The 18,928-nt window shown below is 67.5% G+C and carries 26 protein-coding genes; 25 read left to right on the top strand and 1 reads right to left on the bottom strand.

From position 1 onward, the window contains the following. Position 1: 1 nt before the first annotated feature. The 8 genes from AC3RXZ_RS15615 to AC3RXZ_RS15580 all read left to right on the top strand — a co-directional run bounded on the left by AC3RXZ_RS15615 (position 2) and on the right by AC3RXZ_RS15580 (position 6,697). Positions 2-937 (top strand): sugar ABC transporter permease, encoded by a 936-nt coding sequence (locus tag AC3RXZ_RS15615; RefSeq protein WP_491494617.1) that lies wholly within the window; start codon positions 2-4, stop codon positions 935-937. Positions 938-1,049: 112 nt separating this feature from the next. Next, on the top strand, positions 1,050-2,939 hold the full coding sequence (locus tag AC3RXZ_RS15610; RefSeq protein WP_491494616.1) for a glycoside hydrolase family 13 protein: 1,890 nt from the start codon (positions 1,050-1,052) through the stop codon (positions 2,937-2,939). Continuing rightward, a complete protein-coding gene (locus AC3RXZ_RS15605) occupies positions 2,936-3,721 on the top strand; it encodes a hypothetical protein (protein WP_491494615.1) in 786 nt (261 codons plus the stop codon). Before AC3RXZ_RS15610 ends, AC3RXZ_RS15605 begins: the two co-directional genes overlap by 4 nt. A 43-nt stretch (positions 3,722-3,764) precedes the next feature. Next, the gene (locus AC3RXZ_RS15600) at positions 3,765-4,097 is read left to right on the top strand and encodes a PadR family transcriptional regulator (RefSeq protein ID WP_243229775.1); all 333 of its coding nucleotides are present in this window, start codon (positions 3,765-3,767) and stop codon (positions 4,095-4,097) included. Continuing rightward, positions 4,094-4,735: an HAAS signaling domain-containing protein gene (locus AC3RXZ_RS15595; RefSeq protein ID WP_491494614.1), complete on the top strand. Its 642-nt coding sequence runs from the start codon at positions 4,094-4,096 to the stop codon at positions 4,733-4,735. The genes AC3RXZ_RS15600 and AC3RXZ_RS15595 overlap by 4 nt, the downstream gene beginning before the upstream one ends. Positions 4,736-4,929: 194 nt before the next feature. Continuing rightward, positions 4,930-5,082 (top strand): hypothetical protein, encoded by a 153-nt coding sequence (locus tag AC3RXZ_RS15590; protein WP_243229777.1) that lies wholly within the window; start codon positions 4,930-4,932, stop codon positions 5,080-5,082. 95 nt (positions 5,083-5,177) lie between these two features. After that, positions 5,178-6,203, top strand: a complete 1,026-nt coding sequence (locus AC3RXZ_RS15585; RefSeq protein ID WP_491494613.1) for a cytochrome C assembly family protein — start codon at positions 5,178-5,180, stop codon at positions 6,201-6,203. Beyond that, entirely contained in the window at positions 6,200-6,697 is a 498-nt protein-coding gene (locus AC3RXZ_RS15580; RefSeq protein ID WP_243229779.1) for a DUF6121 family protein, read from the top strand. The genes AC3RXZ_RS15585 and AC3RXZ_RS15580 overlap by 4 nt, the downstream gene beginning before the upstream one ends. A gap of 17 nt (positions 6,698-6,714) precedes the next feature. Here the strand turns inward: AC3RXZ_RS15580 and AC3RXZ_RS15575 are convergent, their stop codons facing one another. Beyond that, positions 6,715-7,362 carry a spermidine/putrescine ABC transporter substrate-binding protein gene (locus tag AC3RXZ_RS15575; RefSeq protein WP_243229780.1) on the bottom strand — a complete coding sequence of 216 codons (648 nt, stop codon included), beginning with the start codon at positions 7,360-7,362 and terminating at the stop codon, positions 6,715-6,717. A 236-nt stretch (positions 7,363-7,598) separates the two neighbouring features. On the opposite strand from AC3RXZ_RS15575, the gene rpsL reads away from it, so the two are divergent. The 17 genes from rpsL (at position 7,599) to rplN (ending at position 18,926) form a co-directional block, all read left to right on the top strand. Continuing rightward, positions 7,599-7,967: a 30S ribosomal protein S12 gene (gene rpsL, locus AC3RXZ_RS15570; protein WP_013584051.1), complete on the top strand. Its 369-nt coding sequence runs from the start codon at positions 7,599-7,601 to the stop codon at positions 7,965-7,967. 5 nt (positions 7,968-7,972) lie between these two features. Next, entirely contained in the window at positions 7,973-8,443 is a 471-nt protein-coding gene (gene rpsG / locus AC3RXZ_RS15565) for a 30S ribosomal protein S7 (RefSeq protein WP_243229782.1), read from the top strand. 87 nt (positions 8,444-8,530) lie between these two features. After that, a complete protein-coding gene (gene fusA, locus AC3RXZ_RS15560) occupies positions 8,531-10,645 on the top strand; it encodes an elongation factor G (RefSeq protein ID WP_491494612.1) in 2,115 nt (704 codons plus the stop codon). A gap of 157 nt (positions 10,646-10,802) precedes the next feature. After that, positions 10,803-11,996 (top strand): elongation factor Tu, encoded by a 1,194-nt coding sequence (gene tuf / locus AC3RXZ_RS15555; protein ID WP_243229784.1) that lies wholly within the window; start codon positions 10,803-10,805, stop codon positions 11,994-11,996. A 241-nt stretch (positions 11,997-12,237) separates the two neighbouring features. Next, complete coding sequence (locus AC3RXZ_RS15550) at positions 12,238-12,462, top strand: hypothetical protein (RefSeq protein ID WP_243229785.1); 225 nt, start codon at positions 12,238-12,240, stop codon at positions 12,460-12,462. A 750-nt stretch (positions 12,463-13,212) separates the two neighbouring features. Then, the gene (rpsJ, locus tag AC3RXZ_RS15545) at positions 13,213-13,521 is read left to right on the top strand and encodes a 30S ribosomal protein S10 (protein WP_017201594.1); all 309 of its coding nucleotides are present in this window, start codon (positions 13,213-13,215) and stop codon (positions 13,519-13,521) included. 8 nt (positions 13,522-13,529) lie between these two features. Further along, a complete protein-coding gene (gene rplC / locus AC3RXZ_RS15540; protein WP_243229786.1) occupies positions 13,530-14,189 on the top strand; it encodes a 50S ribosomal protein L3 in 660 nt (219 codons plus the stop codon). Positions 14,190-14,191: 2 nt separating this feature from the next. Next, positions 14,192-14,854: a 50S ribosomal protein L4 gene (gene rplD / locus AC3RXZ_RS15535; RefSeq protein WP_243229787.1), complete on the top strand. Its 663-nt coding sequence runs from the start codon at positions 14,192-14,194 to the stop codon at positions 14,852-14,854. Further along, positions 14,851-15,174 carry a 50S ribosomal protein L23 gene (rplW, locus tag AC3RXZ_RS15530; protein WP_243229788.1) on the top strand — a complete coding sequence of 108 codons (324 nt, stop codon included), beginning with the start codon at positions 14,851-14,853 and terminating at the stop codon, positions 15,172-15,174. Before rplD ends, rplW begins: the two co-directional genes overlap by 4 nt. A 21-nt stretch (positions 15,175-15,195) precedes the next feature. Continuing rightward, on the top strand, positions 15,196-16,035 hold the full coding sequence (gene rplB / locus AC3RXZ_RS15525; protein WP_121060525.1) for a 50S ribosomal protein L2: 840 nt from the start codon (positions 15,196-15,198) through the stop codon (positions 16,033-16,035). Positions 16,036-16,047: 12 nt separating this feature from the next. Next, positions 16,048-16,329, top strand: coding sequence for a 30S ribosomal protein S19 (gene rpsS, locus AC3RXZ_RS15520; RefSeq protein WP_223170705.1), 282 nt, complete (start codon positions 16,048-16,050; stop codon positions 16,327-16,329). A gap of 25 nt (positions 16,330-16,354) precedes the next feature. Further along, complete coding sequence (gene rplV, locus AC3RXZ_RS15515) at positions 16,355-16,753, top strand: 50S ribosomal protein L22 (protein ID WP_243229789.1); 399 nt, start codon at positions 16,355-16,357, stop codon at positions 16,751-16,753. Then, on the top strand, positions 16,753-17,505 hold the full coding sequence (rpsC, locus tag AC3RXZ_RS15510; RefSeq protein ID WP_067354301.1) for a 30S ribosomal protein S3: 753 nt from the start codon (positions 16,753-16,755) through the stop codon (positions 17,503-17,505). The genes rplV and rpsC overlap by 1 nt, the downstream gene beginning before the upstream one ends. Next, positions 17,505-17,924, top strand: coding sequence for a 50S ribosomal protein L16 (rplP, locus tag AC3RXZ_RS15505; protein ID WP_067354305.1), 420 nt, complete (start codon positions 17,505-17,507; stop codon positions 17,922-17,924). The genes rpsC and rplP overlap by 1 nt, the downstream gene beginning before the upstream one ends. Then, entirely contained in the window at positions 17,924-18,238 is a 315-nt protein-coding gene (rpmC, locus tag AC3RXZ_RS15500) for a 50S ribosomal protein L29 (RefSeq protein WP_243229790.1), read from the top strand. Before rplP ends, rpmC begins: the two co-directional genes overlap by 1 nt. Continuing rightward, on the top strand, positions 18,238-18,561 hold the full coding sequence (gene rpsQ / locus AC3RXZ_RS15495) for a 30S ribosomal protein S17 (protein ID WP_243229791.1): 324 nt from the start codon (positions 18,238-18,240) through the stop codon (positions 18,559-18,561). The genes rpmC and rpsQ overlap by 1 nt, the downstream gene beginning before the upstream one ends. Next, entirely contained in the window at positions 18,558-18,926 is a 369-nt protein-coding gene (gene rplN, locus AC3RXZ_RS15490; protein ID WP_067354309.1) for a 50S ribosomal protein L14, read from the top strand. The genes rpsQ and rplN overlap by 4 nt, the downstream gene beginning before the upstream one ends. Positions 18,927-18,928 lie beyond the last annotated feature (2 nt).

The raw sequence follows: 18,928 nt of genomic DNA, 5'->3' as shown, positions 1-18,928 counted from the left end.
CATGAGCACGAGCACCGTCGCACCGTCCACGAGCGCGATCGTCACCGAAGCCGGCGTCCGCGGTGGGGGCCGCGAGCCCCGGCGCCCGTTCAAGAAGTACTTCCGCGAGACGGGCTGGCGCCACCTCGTCGGCATCGTCGTCGGCGTCTTCGCCCTGTTCCCCCTGCTGTACATCTTCTCCGCATCGCTCAACCCGGGCGGGACGCTGCTGACGGCCAATGCGCTGTTCAGCAACTTCAACATCGACAGCTACGTCTCGCTGTTCACCAGCAGCACCCATCCCTACGGGGCCTGGTTCGTCAACACGCTCGTGATCGGCCTGATCACCGCCGTGTGCACCGTGCTCCTGGGGGCGCTCGCCGCGTACTCCTTCTCGCGCATGCGGTTCACCGGCCGCCGGTTCAGCCTGACGGCTCTGCTGGTCGTGCAGATGTTCCCGCAGATGCTCGCCATGGTCGCGATCTTCCTGCTCATGGTGACGATCGGCGACATCTTCCCCGCGATCGGACTGAACTCCCAGATCGGCCTGATCATGGTGTATCTCGGTGGCGCGCTGGGAGCCAACACCTATCTCATGTACGGCTTCTTCAACACCGTTCCGGCATCCATCGACGAGGCGGCGAAGATCGACGGCGCCGGCCACGCCCGGATCTTCTTCACGATCATCCTCCGTCTGGTGGCGCCGATCCTGGCGGTCGTGGGGCTGCTGAGCTTCATCGGCACCTCGAGCGAGTTCGTCCTCGCCAGCGTCATCCTCATCGACCCCGACAAGCAGACCCTCGCGGTGGGACTGTACAAGTTCATCTCCGACGAGTTCTCCAAGAACTGGAGTATCTTCGCGGCAGGGGCCGTGCTCGCCGCGATCCTGCCGGTCGCACTGTTCCTCGCGCTGCAGAAGTACATCGTCGGCGGTCTCACCGCCGGCAGCGTCAAGTGATCCGATAACCGAACACGCACAATTCAGGGGCTCTGTCATGGCATCCGGCCGTGCAACCACGTCGATCGATCTGGCGATGGTGCATCGCCGGCGTCTCCCGAAAGGACAGCACATGACCACCCTCCTTCCGCATCACGACGGTTCCGGCCTGTACGTGTCGGACCAGGCGCCCGCTCTCGGCGACGTCGTCACGGTCCGGCTGCGCGTGCCCGCCGGGTACGGGCCCCTGGATGCCGTGCGCACCCGCTCCAACCCCGATCACGAGCCGGAATGGACCGACGCGACGCGCGTCGGCGAGGCCGACGGCTGGGAATGGTGGGAGGCGCCGGTCACCGTGCGCAATCCGCGGCACGGCTATCGATTCGTCCTCGTGCACGCCGACGGCACGGTGGAGTGGCTCAACCAGAGCGGCCTGCACCGCGGGGAGACACTGGATGCCGAGGACTTCGCACTCGTCGCGAACGAGGCCCCGCCGGCGTGGCTGCACGAGTCCGTGATGTACCAGGTGTTCCCCGACCGCTTCGCCCGTTCGGCGCAGGCCGACGAGCACCCGACGCCGGAATGGGCGATCCCTGCAGCCTGGGACGATCCGGTGGACCCGGTCATGCCCGGTCGCTCGCAGCAGTTCTACGGCGGCGACATCCCCGGGATCATCGAGCACCTCGACCACCTCGTGTCGCTGGGCGTCAACATCCTCTACCTGACGCCGGTGTTCCCGGCGGCCTCCAACCATCGCTACGACGCCGCGAGCTTCGACCGGATCGATCCCCTGCTGGGCGGCGATGAGGCCTACATCCGCCTCATCGAGGAGGCGCACTCCCGCGGCATCCGGGTCATCGGCGATCTCACGAGCAACCATTCCGGCGACCGGCACGAGTGGTTCCAGCAGGCGTACGGTCATCCCGGCGCCGAGACGGAGAGCTACTACTACTTCACGGATGCCGGGAACACCGAGTACGAGTCGTGGCTGGGCACGCGCACGCTGCCGAAGTTCAACTGGGCATCGCCCGAGCTGCGCGAGGCGTTCGTCTCCGGAGAGGACTCGATCGTCGCGAAGTGGCTGAAGCCGCCGTACAACGCGGACGGCTGGCGCATCGACGTCGCCAACATGACCGGACGACTGGGAGACGTCGACCTGAACGCTGAGGTCCGGCAGCTGCTGCGCGAGACGATGCTGCGGATCAATCCCGACACGATCCTGCTCGGGGAGTCGACGAACGATGCGGCGAGCGACCTGCAGGGCGACGGATGGCACGGCGCAATGACCTATCCCTCGTTCACCCGCCCGCTGTGGGGGTGGCTGAGTACCCCCACCGGTGCGCCGTACCTGACGGCGGAGGGGGAGGAGCGCACCGAGCCGTGGTTCTTCGGACAGCCGATCGGCGGCATCCCGCGCTACACCGCAGCGGACTTCGTCGACGCGGTCACGCGCTTCACCGCCGGCATCCCGTGGCGGGTGCGGCTGGGCAACATGCAGCCCCTGGACACGCACGACACCGGGCGCTTCGCGACGAACGCGGCGCCCGGAACGGTGCCGGTCGCCCTCGGCCTGTCGATGACGCTGCCCGGACTGCCGGTCGTGTTCGCGGGCGACGAGTTCGGGCTGACCGGCGCCGACGGCGAGGCGAGCCGGACGCCGATGCCGTGGGGGAGCGAGACAGAACCCGAGACGGCGGAGCATCTCGTGCTGTACCGGACGCTGATCGGCCTGCGCCGGCAGCACGCCGTGCTCGGCACCGGCGGGCTGCGGTGGCTGCACGTCGACGACGAGACCGTCGTGTTCGTCCGGGAGAGCGTCGAGGAGTGCGTGCTCGTGCTGGCCACGCGCGGCGGGGCGGATGTCGCGCTCGCACCCGGCGCGCTGAGCGGCGCCGAACGGGCGGACGCGCTCGTGGGCGACGCGACGCTGGTCCCGGCATCCGACGGAGCGACCGCGCTCGCCGCGAGCGGGCCCGCGTTCGCGGCGTGGAGCCTGCCCGGCGTGACGGCTCCCCGAGGATGACCGATCCGCGGCGGTACGACGCTCTCAGTCGCGGCCTGGCCGAGGGTGTTGCCGCAACCCCGGGAATGCTCGGCCTCGTGCTGCTCGGTTCGGCCTCGGACGACGCGCGCTTTCGGCGCGACGAATGGTCCGATCATGACTTCTTCGCCGTCGTCGAGCCGGGCCGCGGGACCATGTTGCGGTCGGATCTGAGCTGGCTCCCCGAGGAGGATCGGATCGTGCTGACGGCTCGCGAGGGCGAGATCGGGTTCGTCGCCCTCTACGACGACGGGCACGTGTTCGAGTTCGCGTTCGCGGAAGCCGCGGAGCTCGCCGGGGCGCAGGCCCGCGAGGCGACTGTGCTCGTCGATGACGCCGCAGGCACCACGGCGACGCTGATCGCCGAGGCGCGTGAGCGCGCCGCCGGCAGCGATCGGTTCGATCCCGCGAACGACGTTCGACTCGTCCTGGTGAAGCTGCTGATCGGCACCGGGCGCGTCCGACGCGGGGAAGTGCTCAATGGCGGGGCGTTCATCCGTCAGTGGGCCGTGGTGCATCTGGTCCGGGCCGTGCGCGGACGCTGCGCCGGCGCAACGTCGGCCTCCCGCGACACGATCGACCCGGTGCGCCGGTTCGAACAGGACTATCCGGACTGGGCCTCGCGGATCGCCGAGGCCGTCGCGCAGGAGCCGGAACGCGCGGCGCGCGCCCTGTTCGCGCTGCTGCGCGAGCTCGAACCGGGCTGGGCGGAGTTCCCCGCGGCAGCGGCGGACGCGGTGGCCCGACGCCTCGGCTGGAGCTGACGGGCGGGATCGGTATCGTGCGACGCATGCTATCTTGTCATGCATGGCAGCGGATGTCGGGGCGCAGATGCGCAAGGGGGTGGTCGAGTACTGCGTGCTCGGCCTGCTCTCGCGGCAGCCGATGTACGGGTGGGAGCTGTCCGACGCACTGACGGGCGCGGGACTGATCGCGAGCATCGGCACCCTGTACCCGCTGCTCGGACGGTTGCGGGACAACGGCTGGGTGACGACCTTCGATCAGCCCTCCGAGACCGGTCCCGTCCGCAAGTACTACCGGCTGACGGATGCCGGAACCGCCCAGCTCGCGCAGTTCCGCGTGCAATGGACGCCCTTCGCCCGTGTCGTCACGGGCATCGTGGGAGAGGAGCCCTCATGATCGAGACGGATGCCGACCGGCTGCGCACCGAGTACCTGACGCGCCTGGACGTTGCGATGCGCGATCTGCCGCACGGCGTCGCGAGCGAGATCAGGGCGGGAATCGCCGAGGAGCTCGAAGGACGGGATGCCGAGGCCATCGCCGCCCGGATCGCCGCGCTCGGCGACCCGGCGGACATCGCCCGCGAAGCGCAGGACGAGGTCCCGGTCCCGCCGGTCGTGATGGTCGCTCCGCCGGTCGCCGCCCCGGCGGGAGGCAGACCGCCGGCGACCGGCACCCGCGGTTTCGCCATCGCCGCCGCCCTCACGCTGAGCTTCGGCGGCATCGTGCTGCCCTTCGCGGGGTGGATCGTCGGGGTCGTGCTGGTGTGCTTCAGCACGCTGTGGCGGGTGTGGGAGAAGGTCGTCGCGGTCCTGATCCCGTTCGTGACCGCGGCGTTCTCGATCCTCGTGTGGAGCTCGTTCAGCGTGGTCGCCACCGTCGAGGAATCCGGCAGCGGGATCACCGAGACGGTCAACCCGCTCGTGCCGGCCTGGTACGACGTCGTCTGGTCCGGGGCACTGCTCATCGGCATCCTGCTCGTGCCCGCGTCGGGACTGTGGCTGCTCTGGCGCCTGCGCGGCCGCACCGAGCGCTGACGCGCGTCGATCCGCCCAGCCGTCCTGTCCTCGCTCAGCCGGCCCCGCCCCACCTACGCGTCTGCCACACCTTTCGACGAATGCGTCACGAAACAACCGGCGCATTCGTCGAGAAGTGGCGCAGAACCCGCGCGAAGCGCGGCGGCGCGGCGTTGCTTCCGGTCGGTCCGCTCCCGCCGTCGTACGGTGAGGACATGGCTCGCGTGGGAGGGCGCAATCCGGTGATCAGCTGGATCGTCGGCATGCTGTGCGCCGGTGTCGTCGGCGCACTGCTGTGGCTCGCGGTGCCGGCCGGACCGGCTGTGCTCGAGGTGGTGGGCAACGGCCTCCGCCAGCTCACTCCGTGACGCGACCGACACGCGGACACGTCGGCACGCCTCCGCGGGCGCCTGCTCGCGCGGCGATACCCTCGCAGTGCACATATCCGACGAGAGGCGCCCCCATGAGTGACCCCGAGGTTCCCCAGCCCGAGAAGCCGGCCGACGTGAACGACGTCGTCGACAGCGCCAAGGCCGGTCTCGAAGAGGCCGCCGCCGCCGGTGCCGATGTCCCCGCCGAGACGGCGGATGCACCCGTCGACCCCGATCTGGCCGCGTTCGAAGCGGCCGAGCGCGAGCACCCCGGCACGTTCGGCGCACTGCCGGACGGCATCCCCGCCGCGCGTGACGGCATCGCGGGCGGCGAGTCCCCGTCGGTCGACACCCCGGTGCCGGCCGCATCCGACGACGAGGTCACCGAGGTGGCCGTCGCCGCCACCACGACCGACGCGCTGAACGAGCGCGCGAACATCGTGGCCGAGGAGCCGTATTCGGTCACCTCCGTCTACGACCAGCCGTCGGATGCCGAGACCCACGTTCTGCCGTCCGAGCCCGTCGTGGCCGCCGCCGCGGCGCCCGCCGCGCTGCAGCCGATCTTCGTCCAGGCGCCGGAGCCGCCCCGCGACCGGGGCAACCGCGGCACCGCCGGAGCCATCGGCCTGCTGGCGACCGCCGTGTTCGCGGCGCTGTTCCTGGGCGTCGTGCTCGCGCTCGGTGCGATCCACGGGGACGTCACCGGAGCGAACATCGGCGAGGCGGCACTCGCACCGTTGACGACCTGGGGCTTCTGGACGCCGGTCGTCGTGTTCTTCCTGTCGTTCTGGCTGCTGGGCGCGATCATCAACCGCGGCCGCTGGGGCCTGTGGGTGGTGTTCGGACTGCTCGTCGGAGTGGCCTCGTACTTCGGGTTCATCCTCGGCCAGCTCTTCGAGGCGCCGTTCTGGATGATCACCGCTTCTCAGGGCGCCGAGCTGGTCAACGAGCAGCTCTTCTCCCCGCTCGCGATCGCCGCCTTCGTGCTGGGCCGTGAGCTCACGATCTGGTTCGGCGCATGGGTCGCCCGCAGCGGCGCACGCAAGACCGAGCTGAACGCCGAGGCGCAGCGCGAGTACGAGCGCACGCTCGAGGCCGGTCCGACACTGCCGAGGTGACCACGGACGCCTCCACGCCGAACCCCCGCGGGCCCGAGCCCGCGGGGGTTTCGGCTGTCCTGGCGCTGGTGCTGTCGACGATCAGCTTCTTCGCGCTCGCGATCGTCGGCCTCGGTGCGCTGAGCTTCGCGACGGATACTGACGTCATCGCGGTTCCCGATCTCGGCCCGGCGCCCGGTGCGATCGGGATGGCCGCGGCCGTCGCGGCGTTCGCGGGTGTCGAGTGGCTGGCCGTGCGGATCTCCCGTCCCGTCTACCGCTCGGTGTGGGTGACGGCGCTGGCGACGGTCCTCGTGCACCTGATGGTCGTCTCGGCGGGGGTCCTGCTCGCCGCGGGCGATGTCGTCGTTGCGCTCGCCGTGGCGGGTGGCCTGGTCACCACGGGGCCGAGCCTCGTCATCCTCGCTGCCGCATCCGTCGCGGCCTGGGGCGGCGTGGCCCTGCGACGGACGCGCGCTCAGCATCCGACCTGGCCGTGGGAGCACGACGAGTAGACCGGAGATCCCGCAGGCTAGAGGGCGTCGGGGTCGAAGGGGGCGTCGAGCGACCGGGTCAGCTCCTCGAGCATCGCCTCGATCTGCGGCTCCACGTACTGCGAGATCGCTGCCTGCACGGCCAGACGGTGCCGCAGCAGGATTCCGCAGATCTCGCGTCCGACGAGATTCGCGTATTCGTCGGCGAGCGTGACCTCCTGGCGGAGTGCGGCCTTGGCCTCGTCCGTCAGCGGCGGAAGCGGGGGGAGTTCGGCGGCCTCCTGATCGGCCAGACCCGCGATCGTGAAGAGGAACGGTGCTCCGGGGATCGGATCCGGGTCCAGCGGCATGCCCTCGAACTCGGGAGCGAGATCCTCCCCCGGGCGGTAGCTGCGCGCGCGATTGCGCGCCGCCTGCTGGTCCAGTTCGCGCTGCAGCATCGGAAGGTTCTGCGCCGTGTAGTCGGCGACCGCGTGGTCGACGATCGTCTTGATGCGGGTGGACAGCCCGTGCTGGACGCCGTGGGGGACGTTGCCGCCGATGCCGACGGCGGAGAGCACGGGGGAGCCCAGGCAACGACGGCAGGGCGCGACCCGCCCGCGGTGGGTTGCCGGCTCCCAGCGCGGCACCCAGCGCAGCCAGGCCTCGACGGCCTGGTCGACCTGCGTCTCCAGCGAGCGCTCCACGTTCTCAGGGTACCGCGATGCGGGGCGCGGACTCATTTGACCGAGTATGTGACGCGGCATTACACTTGATCAGGTGTGTGCACGTCTCGGCGTGCCCGCATGCAGGGCGCCGGTCCGATACCGGTCCGCCCCCACGGCATACCCACCACACCAAAGGCTCGTCGGATCCGACGTGCCGGTGGGTCATGATGTGAAATCCATCGCGCTGTCACCGTGCAGCACAACAAGGAGAGAACGTGCCAACCATTCAGCAGTTGGTTCGCAAGGGTCGTTCGCCCAAGGTCTCGAAGACCAAGGCGCCCGCCCTGAAGTCGAACCCGCAGCAGGCCGGGGTCTGCACCCGCGTCTACACCACCACCCCGAAGAAGCCGAACTCGGCGATGCGCAAGGTCGCCCGTGTGAAGCTGCGCAACGGCACCGAGGTCACCGCCTACATTCCCGGCGAGGGCCACAACCTGCAGGAGCACTCCCTGGTGCTCGTCCGCGGCGGTCGTGTGAAGGACCTCCCCGGTGTGCGCTACAAGATCGTCCGTGGCGCCCTGGACACCCAGGCCGTCAAGAACCGTAAGCAGGCTCGTTCCCGCTACGGCGCGAAGAAGGGTTGAGTTAGATGCCTCGTAAGGGTCCCGCCCCCAAGCGCCCCGTCGTCAACGACCCGGTCTACGGCGCTCCGATCGTCACGTCGCTCGTGAACAAGATCCTCGTCGACGGCAAGAAGTCGCTCGCCGAGTCGATCGTCTACGGCGCCCTCGCCGGTGTCGAGGCCAAGAGCGGCCAGGACGCCGTCGCGACGCTCAAGAAGGCGCTCGACAACGTCCGCCCCACCCTCGAGGTCCGCAGCCGCCGCGTCGGCGGTTCGACCTACCAGGTTCCGGTCGAGGTCAAGCCGCACCGCGCGAACACGCTCGCGCTGCGCTGGCTCGTCAGCTACGCGAAGGGCCGTCGTGAGAAGACGATGACCGAGCGTCTGCAGAACGAGATCCTGGACGCCTCGAACGGTCTCGGTGCCGCGGTCAAGCGCCGTGAGGACACGCACAAGATGGCCGAGTCGAACCGCGCGTTCGCTCACTACCGCTGGTAACAGCTTCGCCCGTCCCCGGACTCGCGCCGGGGGCGGGCACCCTCCCTCTCCTCGCAGCATCCCTGCAAGAAAGATAAGGACACTCCTGTGGCACAAGACGTGCTCACCGACCTGAGCAAGGTCCGCAACATCGGCATCATGGCGCACATCGATGCCGGCAAGACCACCACCACCGAGCGCATCCTGTTCTACACGGGCGTCAACCACAAGCTGGGCGAGACGCACGACGGCGCCTCGACCACCGACTGGATGGAGCAGGAGAAGGAGCGCGGCATCACGATCACGTCTGCCGCCGTGACCTGCTTCTGGAACAAGAACCAGATCAACATCATCGACACCCCCGGTCACGTGGACTTCACGGTCGAGGTGGAGCGCTCGCTCCGCGTCCTCGACGGTGCGGTCGCCGTGTTCGACGGCAAGGAGGGCGTCGAGCCCCAGTCCGAGACCGTGTGGCGTCAGGCGGACAAGTACAACGTCCCGCGCATCTGCTTCGTCAACAAGATGGACAAGCTGGGCGCCGACTTCTACTTCACCGTCGACACCATCATCAACCGCCTCGGCGCCAAGCCCCTCGTGCTGCAGCTGCCGATCGGTGCCGAGAACGACTTCGTCGGCGTCGTCGACCTCATCGAGATGCGCGCGCTGGTCTGGCCGGGCGACGCCAAGGGCGACGTGACGATGGGCGCCTCCTACGAGGTGCAGGAGATCCCCGCCGACCTCAAGGACAAGGCTGAGGATTACCGCCAGCAGCTGTTGGAGACGGTCGCCGAGACCGACGAGGAGCTTCTGGAGAAGTTCTTCGGCGGCGAGGAGCTCACCGTCGCCGAGATCAAGGGCGCGATCCGCAAGCTGGTCATCGCGAGCGAGATCTACCCGGTCCTCTGCGGCTCGGCGTTCAAGAACCGCGGTGTGCAGCCCATGCTGGACGCGGTCGTCGATTACCTTCCCTCGCCCCTGGACGTGCCCGCCATCGAGGCGCACGACCCCAAGGACGAGGAGAAGATCATCGAGCGTCACCCCGACGCGAAGGACCCCTTCGCAGCGCTGGCGTTCAAGGTCGCCGTCCACCCGTTCTTCGGTCGTCTGACCTACGTGCGCGTGTACTCGGGCGAGCTCGAGTCCGGCGCCCAGGTCATCAACTCGACCAAGGGCAAGAAGGAGCGCATCGGGAAGATCTTCCAGATGCACGCCAACAAGGAGAACCCGGTCGACAAGCTGACCGCCGGCAACATCTACGCCGTCATCGGCCTGAAGGACACCACCACCGGTGACACCCTGGCCGACATGGCTCAGCCGGTCGTCCTCGAGTCGATGACGTTCCCCGAGCCCGTCATCGAGGTCGCGATCGAGCCGAAGACGAAGGCCGACCAGGAGAAGCTGGGTCTCGCGATCCAGAAGCTCGCCGAGGAGGACCCGACCTTCCGCACGGAGCTCAACCCCGAGACCGGTCAGACGACCATCAAGGGCATGGGCGAGCTGCACCTCGACATCCTCGTGGACCGCATGAAGCGCGAGTTCCGCGTCGAGGCGAACGTCGGAAAGCCCCAGGTGGCCTACCGCGAGACGATCAAGAAGGCCGTCGAGAAGCACGACTACACCCACAAGAAGCAGACGGGTGGATCGGGCCAGTTCGCCAAGATCCAGTTCACCATCGAGCCCCTCGAGCTCGACGCCGAGAAGACGTACGAGTTCGAGAACAAGGTCACCGGTGGCCGCATCCCGCGCGAGTACATCGAGCCGACCAACCAGGGCTTCCAGGACGCCATGGCGGCCGGTGCTCTGGCGGGCTACCCGATGGTGGGCGTGAAGGCCATCCTGCTCGACGGCGCCTCGCACGACGTCGACTCCTCGGAGATGGCGTTCAAGATCGCCGGCTCCATGGGCTTCAAGGAGGCCGTGCGCCGCGCCAACCCGGTGCTGCTCGAGCCGCTGATGGCCGTCGAGGTCCGCACTCCCGAGGAGTACATGGGCGACGTCATCGGCGACCTGAACTCGCGTCGTGGTCAGATCCAGTCGATGGAGGATGCCGCGGGCGTGAAGGTCGTCCGTGCCCAGGTCCCGCTGTCCGAGATGTTCGGCTACATCGGCGACCTGCGTTCGAAGACGTCCGGTCGTGCCGTGTACTCGATGGAGTTCGACTCCTACGCCGAGGTCCCGCGGGCCGTGGCGGACGAGATCGTCCAGAAGACCAAGGGCGAGTAAGCCCTTGCCCGGTCGGCTCCGGGCCCCGCTCGGAGCCGACCGGACAACGCACAACTTCATAAAGCTCTCTCTACTAAACTGAGAATCAAACACCGTAGAGAACCGGTCACAATCCAGTGCCCGGGAATCTCTACACGAACGTCCTGAGGAGGACCCAGTGGCCAAGGCCAAGTTCGAGCGGACCAAGCCGCACGTGAACATCGGAACGATCGGTCACGTCGACCACGGCAAGACCACGCTCACCGCAGCGATCTCGAAGGTTCTTGCCGACAAGTACCCGTCGGCGACCAACGTTCAGCGCGACTTCGCGTCGATCGACTCCGCTCCCGAGGAGCGCCAGCGCGGTATCACGATCAACATCTCGCACGTCGAGTACGAGACGCCGAAGCGCCACTACGCGCACGTCGACGCCCCGGGTCACGCCGACTACATCAAGAACATGATCACCGGTGCCGCTCAGATGGACGGCGCGATCCTCGTGGTCGCCGCCACCGACGGCCCGATGGCTCAGACGCGCGAGCACGTCCTGCTCGCCAAGCAGGTCGGCGTTCCGTACCTGCTGGTCGCGCTGAACAAGAGCGACATGGTCGACGACGAGGAGATCCTGGAGCTCGTCGAGCTCGAGGTCCGCGAGCTGCTCTCCAGCCAGGACTTCGACGGTGACAACGCTCCGGTCGTCCGCGTCTCGGGCCTGAAGGCTCTCGAGGGCGACGAGAAGTGGGTCAACGCGATCCTCGAGCTCATGGAGGCCGTCGACGAGTCCATCCCGGACCCGGTGCGCGACAAGGACAAGCCGTTCCTGATGCCCGTCGAGGACGTCTTCACGATCACCGGTCGTGGCACCGTCGTCACGGGTCGCGCCGAGCGCGGCACGCTGGCCATCAACTCCGAGGTCGAGATCGTGGGTCTGCGCCCGACGCAGAAGACGACCGTCACCGGTATCGAGATGTTCCACAAGCAGCTCGACGAGGCATGGGCCGGCGAGAACTGCGGTCTTCTTCTCCGTGGCACCAAGCGCGAAGAGGTCGAGCGCGGTCAGGTCATCGTGAAGCCGGGTTCGGTCACGCCGCACACCGACTTCGAGGGCACCGCGTACATCCTGTCCAAGGACGAGGGTGGCCGCCACAACCCCTTCTACACGAACTACCGTCCGCAGTTCTACTTCCGCACCACCGACGTCACCGGCGTCATCTCGCTGCCCGAGGGCACCGAGATGGTCATGCCCGGCGACACCACCGACATGACGGTCGAGCTGATCCAGCCGATCGCCATGGAGGAGGGCCTCGGCTTCGCCATCCGTGAGGGTGGACGCACCGTGGGCGCCGGTACGGTCACGAAGATCATCAAGTGATTCGGGCCGGGTCAATGCGAGCGTAGCCCGCGTTGACGCGGCATCGAGTCAGGTTGAGCGAGCGCTGCGAAGCAGAGCGCGAGTCGAAACCTCAGCCACGACGGGGTCGGACCTTCGGGTCCGGCCCCGTCGTCGTTTTCCAGCACAGTCATGGCGGAGGCTTCCGCTGACCGCCGTCGACGGACAGAATGAGAAGGCCGACGCGCTTCCTCGTCGGCGCAGCGACCGAGAAGGGGATGCAATGGGTATCGAAGAGTCGATCAACGACGCCGTGAACAAGGGCAAGGACCTCTACGAGCAGAACAAGGACAAGATCGCCGAGGCCGTCAAGAGCGAGCAGGCCGAGGACGTCAGCGACAAGGTCCTCGACGGCGTCGCGGACTTCGCCAAGAAGATCGCTCCGGGCGCGGCGGACAAGATCGACGAGATCCGCGACAGCGCGGACAAGGCGGTCGGCAACGAGTAGACACGCGTGACACGGAAAAGGGGTTCCTCTTCACGGAGGGGCCCCTTTTCCGATACGATCGCTTCTGCCGCCTGGGGATCTTGCGGCGGGGAGTGCGAAGGGGTTCGCCCTCCCGAATCGCGCGGTTCGCCGCGCACCTGACTGGGGAACTGACTGTGGGGATCGATGCGTCGACGGCGCCCTTCGTGCGCCGGCCTGCGACACCGCTGCTGCGGGCGATCCGCCATGCCTCCGACGAGGATCGGGGTGTCCCTTCACGCCCGGATCCTCGCGTTCGGTGTGCCCCCTCGCACTGAACGCATCCCCACGCGGGGCGAGGCATGGGGATGCCTCGCCCCGCGATCTCCCGGCGGATGCCGCGCCATTCAACTCGGTCGGAGAGGCCCGTCGCGAAGCGCGACACGCCCGGGTTTGCACAACCGAAATCCCCCATGGCACAATAGATAGGTTCCACATTCCGGGGGTGCGCTGTGCGTGCCGACCGGATCACTACCAGGGCAGTGCATAGACGGCGTCTCTTCGTGAGGCAGCAGGGTTCTAGGCCGCGGGTAGGAGAACATCCCCGACACCTCTGCTGAGAGGTTCTGCCGTGCGCTGAGAGGCGCGCGGGCTGACAGAAGAACAGTGGTGCGCAGACCTGCTCTCCGGAGCCGGTCGAGTGCCGAGGCGTGAACAGCGCCGACGTGCGTCCAATGCCCCTGGGTCACCCGGCCCAGGACGGTAAGACGCCTTATAGAGAGTGAGCAGACAATGGCGGGACAGAAGATCCGCATTCGCCTGAAGTCGTACGACCACGAGGTCATCGACACGTCGGCGCGCAAGATCGTCGACACCGTGACCCGTGCGGGCGCGACTGTCGTCGGCCCCGTGCCGCTTCCGACCGAGAAGAACGTCGTGTGCGTCATCCGGTCGCCCCACAAGTACAAGGACAGCCGCGAGCACTTCGAGATGCGCACCCACAAGCGTCTGATCGACATCGTCGACCCGACGCCCAAGGCCGTCGACTCGCTGATGCGTCTCGACCTGCCGGCTGACGTCAACATCGAGATCAAGCTCTGAGGATCGACATGGCTGACATCAACGCAAAGGTTTCCAAGGGACTGCTGGGCACCAAGCTCGGCATGACCCAGGTGTGGAACGAGAACGGCAAGCTCGTTCCCGTCACCGTCATCGAACTCGCCCCCAACGTGGTCACGCAGATCCGCACGCCCGAGAAGGACGGCTACAACGCCGTCCAGATCGCCGCGGGTCAGATCGACCCCCGCAAGGTGAACAAGCCCCTCACGGCTCACTTCGAGGCCGCCGGCGTCACGCCGCGCCGTCACGTCACCGAGATCCGCACGGCGGACGCTGCTGACTACTCACTCGGTCAGGAGCTCACGGTGGACGGCCTGTTCGAGGCGGGCCAGCTGGTCGACGTCGTCGGCACGAGCAAGGGCAAGGGCACCGCGGGTGTCATGAAGCGCCACAACTTCAAGGGCGTCTCGGCTTCCCACGGTGCACACCGCAACCACCGCAAGCCCGGCTCCATCGGCGCATCGTCGACCCCGAGCCGCGTCTTCAAGGGCATGCGCATGGCCGGCCGTATGGGTGGCGAGCGCGTGACCGTCCTGAACCTCACGGTGCACGCCATCGACGCCGAGAAGGGACTCATGCTCGTCAAGGGCGCCGTCCCCGGTGCGCGTGGCCGCGTCGTCTACGTCCGCAACGCAGTGAAGGGTGCCTGATCATGGCTGACTCGACTCTCGCGCTCGACGTCCTGAAGGCCGACGGCAAGAAGGCCGGCTCCATCGAGCTGCCCGCCGAACTCTTCGACGTCAAGACGAACATCCCGCTCATCCACCAGGTCGTCGTCGCCCAGCTCGCCGCTGCGCGTCAGGGCACCCACTCGACCAAGCGTCGCGGTGAGGTCTCCGGTGCCGGTCGCAAGCCCTTCAAGCAGAAGGGCACGGGTAACGCCCGTCAGGGTTCCATCCGTGCGCCGCACATGACCGGTGGTGGCATCGTCCACGGCCCGAAGCCGCGCGACTACGCGCAGCGCACCCCCAAGAAGATGATCGCCGCCGCCCTGCTGGGCGCGCTGAGCGACCGCTTCCGCGGTGAGCGTCTGCACGCCGTCGAGACCTTCGGCATCGACTCCACGCCTTCGACGAAGACCGCCGCGAGCCTGCTCGCCCAGGTCGCCCCGTCGAAGAACATCCTGGTCGTCACCCAGCGTGACGACGAAGTGACCGTCAAGAGCGTTCGCAACCTGTCGAACGTGCACTGGCTCACCTTCGACCAGCTGAACGCCTACGACGTGCTCGTCTCCGACGACATCGTCTTCACCAAGGCCGCGCTCGAGGCGTTCATCGCCTCGAAGACCGGCGCAACCGAGGAGGTCTCGGCATGACCGAGCAGGCATCCGTCCTGGCGACCGCTCTCAACAAGGACCCGCGCGACATCATCCTGAAGCCGGTCGTGTCCGAGAAGAGCTACTCGCTCATCGACGAGGGCAAGTACACGTTCCTCGTGGACCCGCGCGCCTCGAAGACCGAGATCAAGCTCGCCATCGAGAAGATCTTCGGCGTCAAGGTCGCGGCGGTCAACACGATCAACCGCGTCGGCAAGGCCCGCCGCACCCGCTTCGGCACCGGCAAGCGCAAGGACACCAAGCGCGCCATCGTGACCCTGAAGTCGGGCACCATCGACATCTTCACGGCAATCGGCTGATCCGGGGGATAAAGGACAATCATGGCTATTCGCAAGTACAAGCCCACGACCCCGGGTCGTCGCGGTTCGTCGGTGGCCGACTTCGCCGAGATCACCCGATCGACGCCGGAGAAGTCGCTGCTGCGCCCCCTGTCGAAGACCGGTGGCCGCAACAACCAGGGCCGCATCACGACCCGTCACATCGGTGGTGGCCACAAGCGCCAGTACCGCGTCATCGACTTCCGTCGCAATGACAAGGACGGCGTCAACGCCAAGGTCGCTCACATCGAGTACGACCCCAACCGCACCGCACGCATCGCGCTGCTGCACTACTTCGACGGCGAGAAGCGCTACATCCTCGCGCCGAACAAGCTGAGCCAGGGCGACATCGTCGAGTCGGGCGCGTCGGCCGACATCAAGCCGGGCAACAACCTGCCGCTGAAGAACATCCCCACCGGTACCGTGATCCACGCGATCGAGCTCCGCCCCGGCGGAGGCGCGAAGCTGGCTCGCTCGGCGGGCACCTCGGTGCGTCTGGTCGCCAAGGACGGTCCCTACGCGCAGCTCCGTCTGCCGTCGGGCGAGATCCGCAACGTCGACGCCCGCTGCCGCGCCACGATCGGCGAGGTCGGCAACGCCGAGCAGTCCAACATCAACTGGGGCAAGGCCGGCCGCAAGCGCTGGAAGGGCGTCCGCCCGACCGTGCGCGGTGTCGCCATGAACCCGGTCGACCACCCGCACGGTGGTGGTGAGGGCAAGACCTCCGGTGGTCGTCACCCGGTCACGCCGTGGGGTCAGGCCGAGGGCCGCACCCGTCACGCGAACAAGGAAAGCGACAAGTACATCGTGCGTCGTCGCAACGCCGGCAAGAAGCGCAAGTAGGAGTAAGAGAAGATGCCTCGCAGTCTCAAGAAGGGCCCCTTCGTCGACGAGCACCTGCTTCGCAAGGTGGTCGGTCAGAACGAAGCCGGCACGAAGAACGTCATCAAGACCTGGTCGCGACGCTCGATGATCATCCCGGCCATGCTGGGTCACACCATCGCCGTCCACGACGGTCGCAAGCACATCCCCGTGTTCGTGACCGAGACCATGGTCGGCCACAAGCTGGGCGAGTTCGCGCCCACCCGCACCTTCCGCGGCCACGAGAAGGACGACAAGAAGGGCCGCCGCCGCTGACGCGGGGGCGATAGAGGAGAGAGAAATGGTGGAGTCCATCGCACGCGTGCGACACATCCGCGTGACCCCTCAGAAGGCTCGTCGTGTCGTCGCGCTCATCAAGGGCAAGCAGGCCCAGGAAGCTCTCGCGATCCTGAAGTTCGCACAGCAGAGCGCCAGTGAGCCGATCTACAAGCTTGTCGCGTCGGCCATGGCCAACGCGCAGGTGAAGGCGGATCGCGACGGCGAGTACCTCGACGAGCAGGACCTGTACGTGAAGAACGCGTACGTCGACGAGGGCACGACGCTCAAGCGTTTCCAGCCCCGCGCTCAGGGTCGCGCTTTCCAGATCAAGAAGCGCACGAGCCACATCACGGTCGTGCTCTCGACGCCGGAGGTCGCTGCCGCGGCCGAGGGTGACAGCAACAAGAAGGCGAGCAAGTAATGGGACAGAAGGTAAACCCGTACGGCTTCCGCCTCGGCATCACCACCGACCACGTCTCGCGCTGGTTCTCCGACTCGACGAAGCCGGGTCAGCGCTACGCGGACTACGTCGCCGAGGACATCAAGATCCGTCGCCTGCTGCAGACGCAGCTGGACCGCGCCGGCGTCAGCAACATCGAGATCGAGCGCACCCGTGACCGCGTGCGTGTGGACATCCACACCGCGCGCCCGGGTATCGTCATCGGTCGTCGTGGCGCCGAGGCCGAGCGCATCCGCGGCGACCTCGAGAAGCTCACCGGCAAGCAGATCCAGCTGAACATCCTCGAGGTCAAGAACCCCGAGGCCGACGCTCAGCTCGTCGCCCAGGGCATCGCCGAGCAGCTGTCTGCTCGTGTGGCGTTCCGTCGCGCGATGCGCAAGGGTCTGCAGGGCGCTCAGCGCGCCGGCGCCAAGGGCATCCGCATCCAGGTCTCCGGCCGCCTCGGCGGCGCCGAGATGAGCCGGTCGGAGTTCTACCGCGAGGGTCGTGTGCCGCTGCACACGCTGCGCGCGAACATCGACTACGGCTTCTACGAGGCCAAGACCACCTTCGGCCGCATCGGCGTGAAGGTCTGGATCTACAAGGGCGACCTGACCAACAAGGAGCTTGCTCGCGAGCAGGCGAACGCACCGAAGTCCCGTCGTGATGACCGTGGCGACCGTCGCCGCGGCCCGCGCAACGAGGCTCCCGTCGCAGAAGGAGCGTCTGCCTGATGCTTATTCCCCGCAAGGTCAAGTACCGCAAGCAGCACCACCCCAAGCGTGATGGCCAGGCCACCGGCGGCACGAAGGTCTCCTTCGGCGAGTTCGGCATCCAGGCTCTCACCCCCGCTTACGTGACGAACCGTCAGATCGAGTCCGCTCGTATCGCGATGACCCGTCACATCAAGCGTGGTGGAAAGGTCTGGATCAACATCTACCCCGACCGTCCGCTCACGAAGAAGCCCGCCGAGACCCGCATGGGTTCCGGTAAGGGCTCGCCCGAGTGGTGGGTCGCAAACGTCAAGCCGGGTCGCGTCCTCTTCGAGGTCGCGGGCGTCAACGAGCAGCTCGCTCGCGAGGCCCTGACCCGTGCCATCCACAAGCTGCCGCTCAAGGCACGCATCATCAAGCGCGAGGAGGGCGACGCGTAATGGCGATCGGCACCAAGGAGCTCGCTCCCAGCGAGCTCGACACGTTCGAAGACCAGCGCCTCGTCGAGGAGCTGCGTAAGGCCAAGGAGGAGCTGTTCAACCTCCGCTTCCAGTCGGCCACGGGCCAGCTGGAAAGCCACGGCCGCATCCGCGCCGTCAAGCGCGACATCGCGCGCCTGTACACCGTGATCCGCGAGCGCGAGCTGGGCATCCGTGCGACGCCCGCCCCGGTCGAGGCTCCGGCCAAGAAGGCGTCCAAGGCAAAGGCGAAGAAGTCCGACGCGGCTGAGGCGCCGAAGGAGGAGGCCGAGTAATGGCTGAGAAGAAGGCTGCCGTCAAGGCGGAGACCGTGGAGCACGCCGAGCACGACGTGCGTCCCGCGGACGCCCGCGGCTACCGCAAGGCCCGCCGCGGCTACGTCGTCAGCGACAAGATGGACAAGACCATCGTCGTCGAGGTCGAGGACCGCGTGAAGCACCCGCTGTACGGCAAGGTCATCCGTCGCACCTCCAAGGTGAAGGCGCACGACGAGGGCAACACCGCCGGCATCGGCGACCTGGTCCTCATCAACGAGACCCGGCCGCTCAGCGCCACCAAGCGCTGGCGTCTGGTTGAGATTCTGGAGAAGGCCAAGTGATTCAGCAGGAGTCCCGCCTCAAGGTCGCCGACAACACCGGCGCGAAGGAACTGCTCACCATCCGCGTCCTGGGCGGCTCGCGCCGTCGCTACGCGGGCCTCGGTGACACCATCGTCGCGACCGTCAAGGACGCGATCCCGGGCGGCAACGTGAAGAAGGGCGACGTCGTCAAGGCGGTCATCGTCCGCACCGTGAAGCAGACCCGTCGTCCCGACGGTTCGTACATCAAGTTCGACGAGAACGCCGCCGTGATCCTGAAGAACGACGGGGAGCCCCGCGGCACCCGTATCTTCGGCCCGGTCGGTCGTGAGCTTCGTGACAAGAAGTTCATGAAGATCGTCTCGCTCGCCCCGGAGGTCATCTGATC

The sequence above is a fragment of the Microbacterium cucumeris genome (assembly GCF_058349845.2).
Note: the sequence above shows the minus strand (reverse complement) of the source record. Positions and strands in the feature narration are given on the sequence as shown.

Coding starts and splice junctions, on each gene's coding strand:
- AC3RXZ_RS15585 (WP_491494613.1), top strand. CDS start 5,178: ATGAGTGACCCCGAGGTTCCCCAGCCCGAGAAGCCGGCCGACGTGAAC.
- AC3RXZ_RS15615 (WP_491494617.1), top strand. CDS start 2: ATGAGCACGAGCACCGTCGCACCGTCCACGAGCGCGATCGTCACCGAA.
- AC3RXZ_RS15595 (WP_491494614.1), top strand. CDS start 4,094: ATGATCGAGACGGATGCCGACCGGCTGCGCACCGAGTACCTGACGCGC.
- rplW (WP_243229788.1), top strand. CDS start 14,851: ATGACCGAGCAGGCATCCGTCCTGGCGACCGCTCTCAACAAGGACCCG.
- AC3RXZ_RS15600 (WP_243229775.1), top strand. CDS start 3,765: ATGGCAGCGGATGTCGGGGCGCAGATGCGCAAGGGGGTGGTCGAGTAC.
- rpmC (WP_243229790.1), top strand. CDS start 17,924: ATGGCGATCGGCACCAAGGAGCTCGCTCCCAGCGAGCTCGACACGTTC.
- rplD (WP_243229787.1), top strand. CDS start 14,192: ATGGCTGACTCGACTCTCGCGCTCGACGTCCTGAAGGCCGACGGCAAG.
- rpsJ (WP_017201594.1), top strand. CDS start 13,213: ATGGCGGGACAGAAGATCCGCATTCGCCTGAAGTCGTACGACCACGAG.
- rplC (WP_243229786.1), top strand. CDS start 13,530: ATGGCTGACATCAACGCAAAGGTTTCCAAGGGACTGCTGGGCACCAAG.
- AC3RXZ_RS15605 (WP_491494615.1), top strand. CDS start 2,936: ATGACCGATCCGCGGCGGTACGACGCTCTCAGTCGCGGCCTGGCCGAG.
- rplV (WP_243229789.1), top strand. CDS start 16,355: ATGGTGGAGTCCATCGCACGCGTGCGACACATCCGCGTGACCCCTCAG.
- AC3RXZ_RS15590 (WP_243229777.1), top strand. CDS start 4,930: ATGGCTCGCGTGGGAGGGCGCAATCCGGTGATCAGCTGGATCGTCGGC.
- AC3RXZ_RS15550 (WP_243229785.1), top strand. CDS start 12,238: ATGGGTATCGAAGAGTCGATCAACGACGCCGTGAACAAGGGCAAGGAC.
- rplB (WP_121060525.1), top strand. CDS start 15,196: ATGGCTATTCGCAAGTACAAGCCCACGACCCCGGGTCGTCGCGGTTCG.
- AC3RXZ_RS15610 (WP_491494616.1), top strand. CDS start 1,050: ATGACCACCCTCCTTCCGCATCACGACGGTTCCGGCCTGTACGTGTCG.
- rpsG (WP_243229782.1), top strand. CDS start 7,973: ATGCCTCGTAAGGGTCCCGCCCCCAAGCGCCCCGTCGTCAACGACCCG.
- rpsS (WP_223170705.1), top strand. CDS start 16,048: ATGCCTCGCAGTCTCAAGAAGGGCCCCTTCGTCGACGAGCACCTGCTT.
- rpsQ (WP_243229791.1), top strand. CDS start 18,238: ATGGCTGAGAAGAAGGCTGCCGTCAAGGCGGAGACCGTGGAGCACGCC.
- rplP (WP_067354305.1), top strand. CDS start 17,505: ATGCTTATTCCCCGCAAGGTCAAGTACCGCAAGCAGCACCACCCCAAG.
- rpsC (WP_067354301.1), top strand. CDS start 16,753: ATGGGACAGAAGGTAAACCCGTACGGCTTCCGCCTCGGCATCACCACC.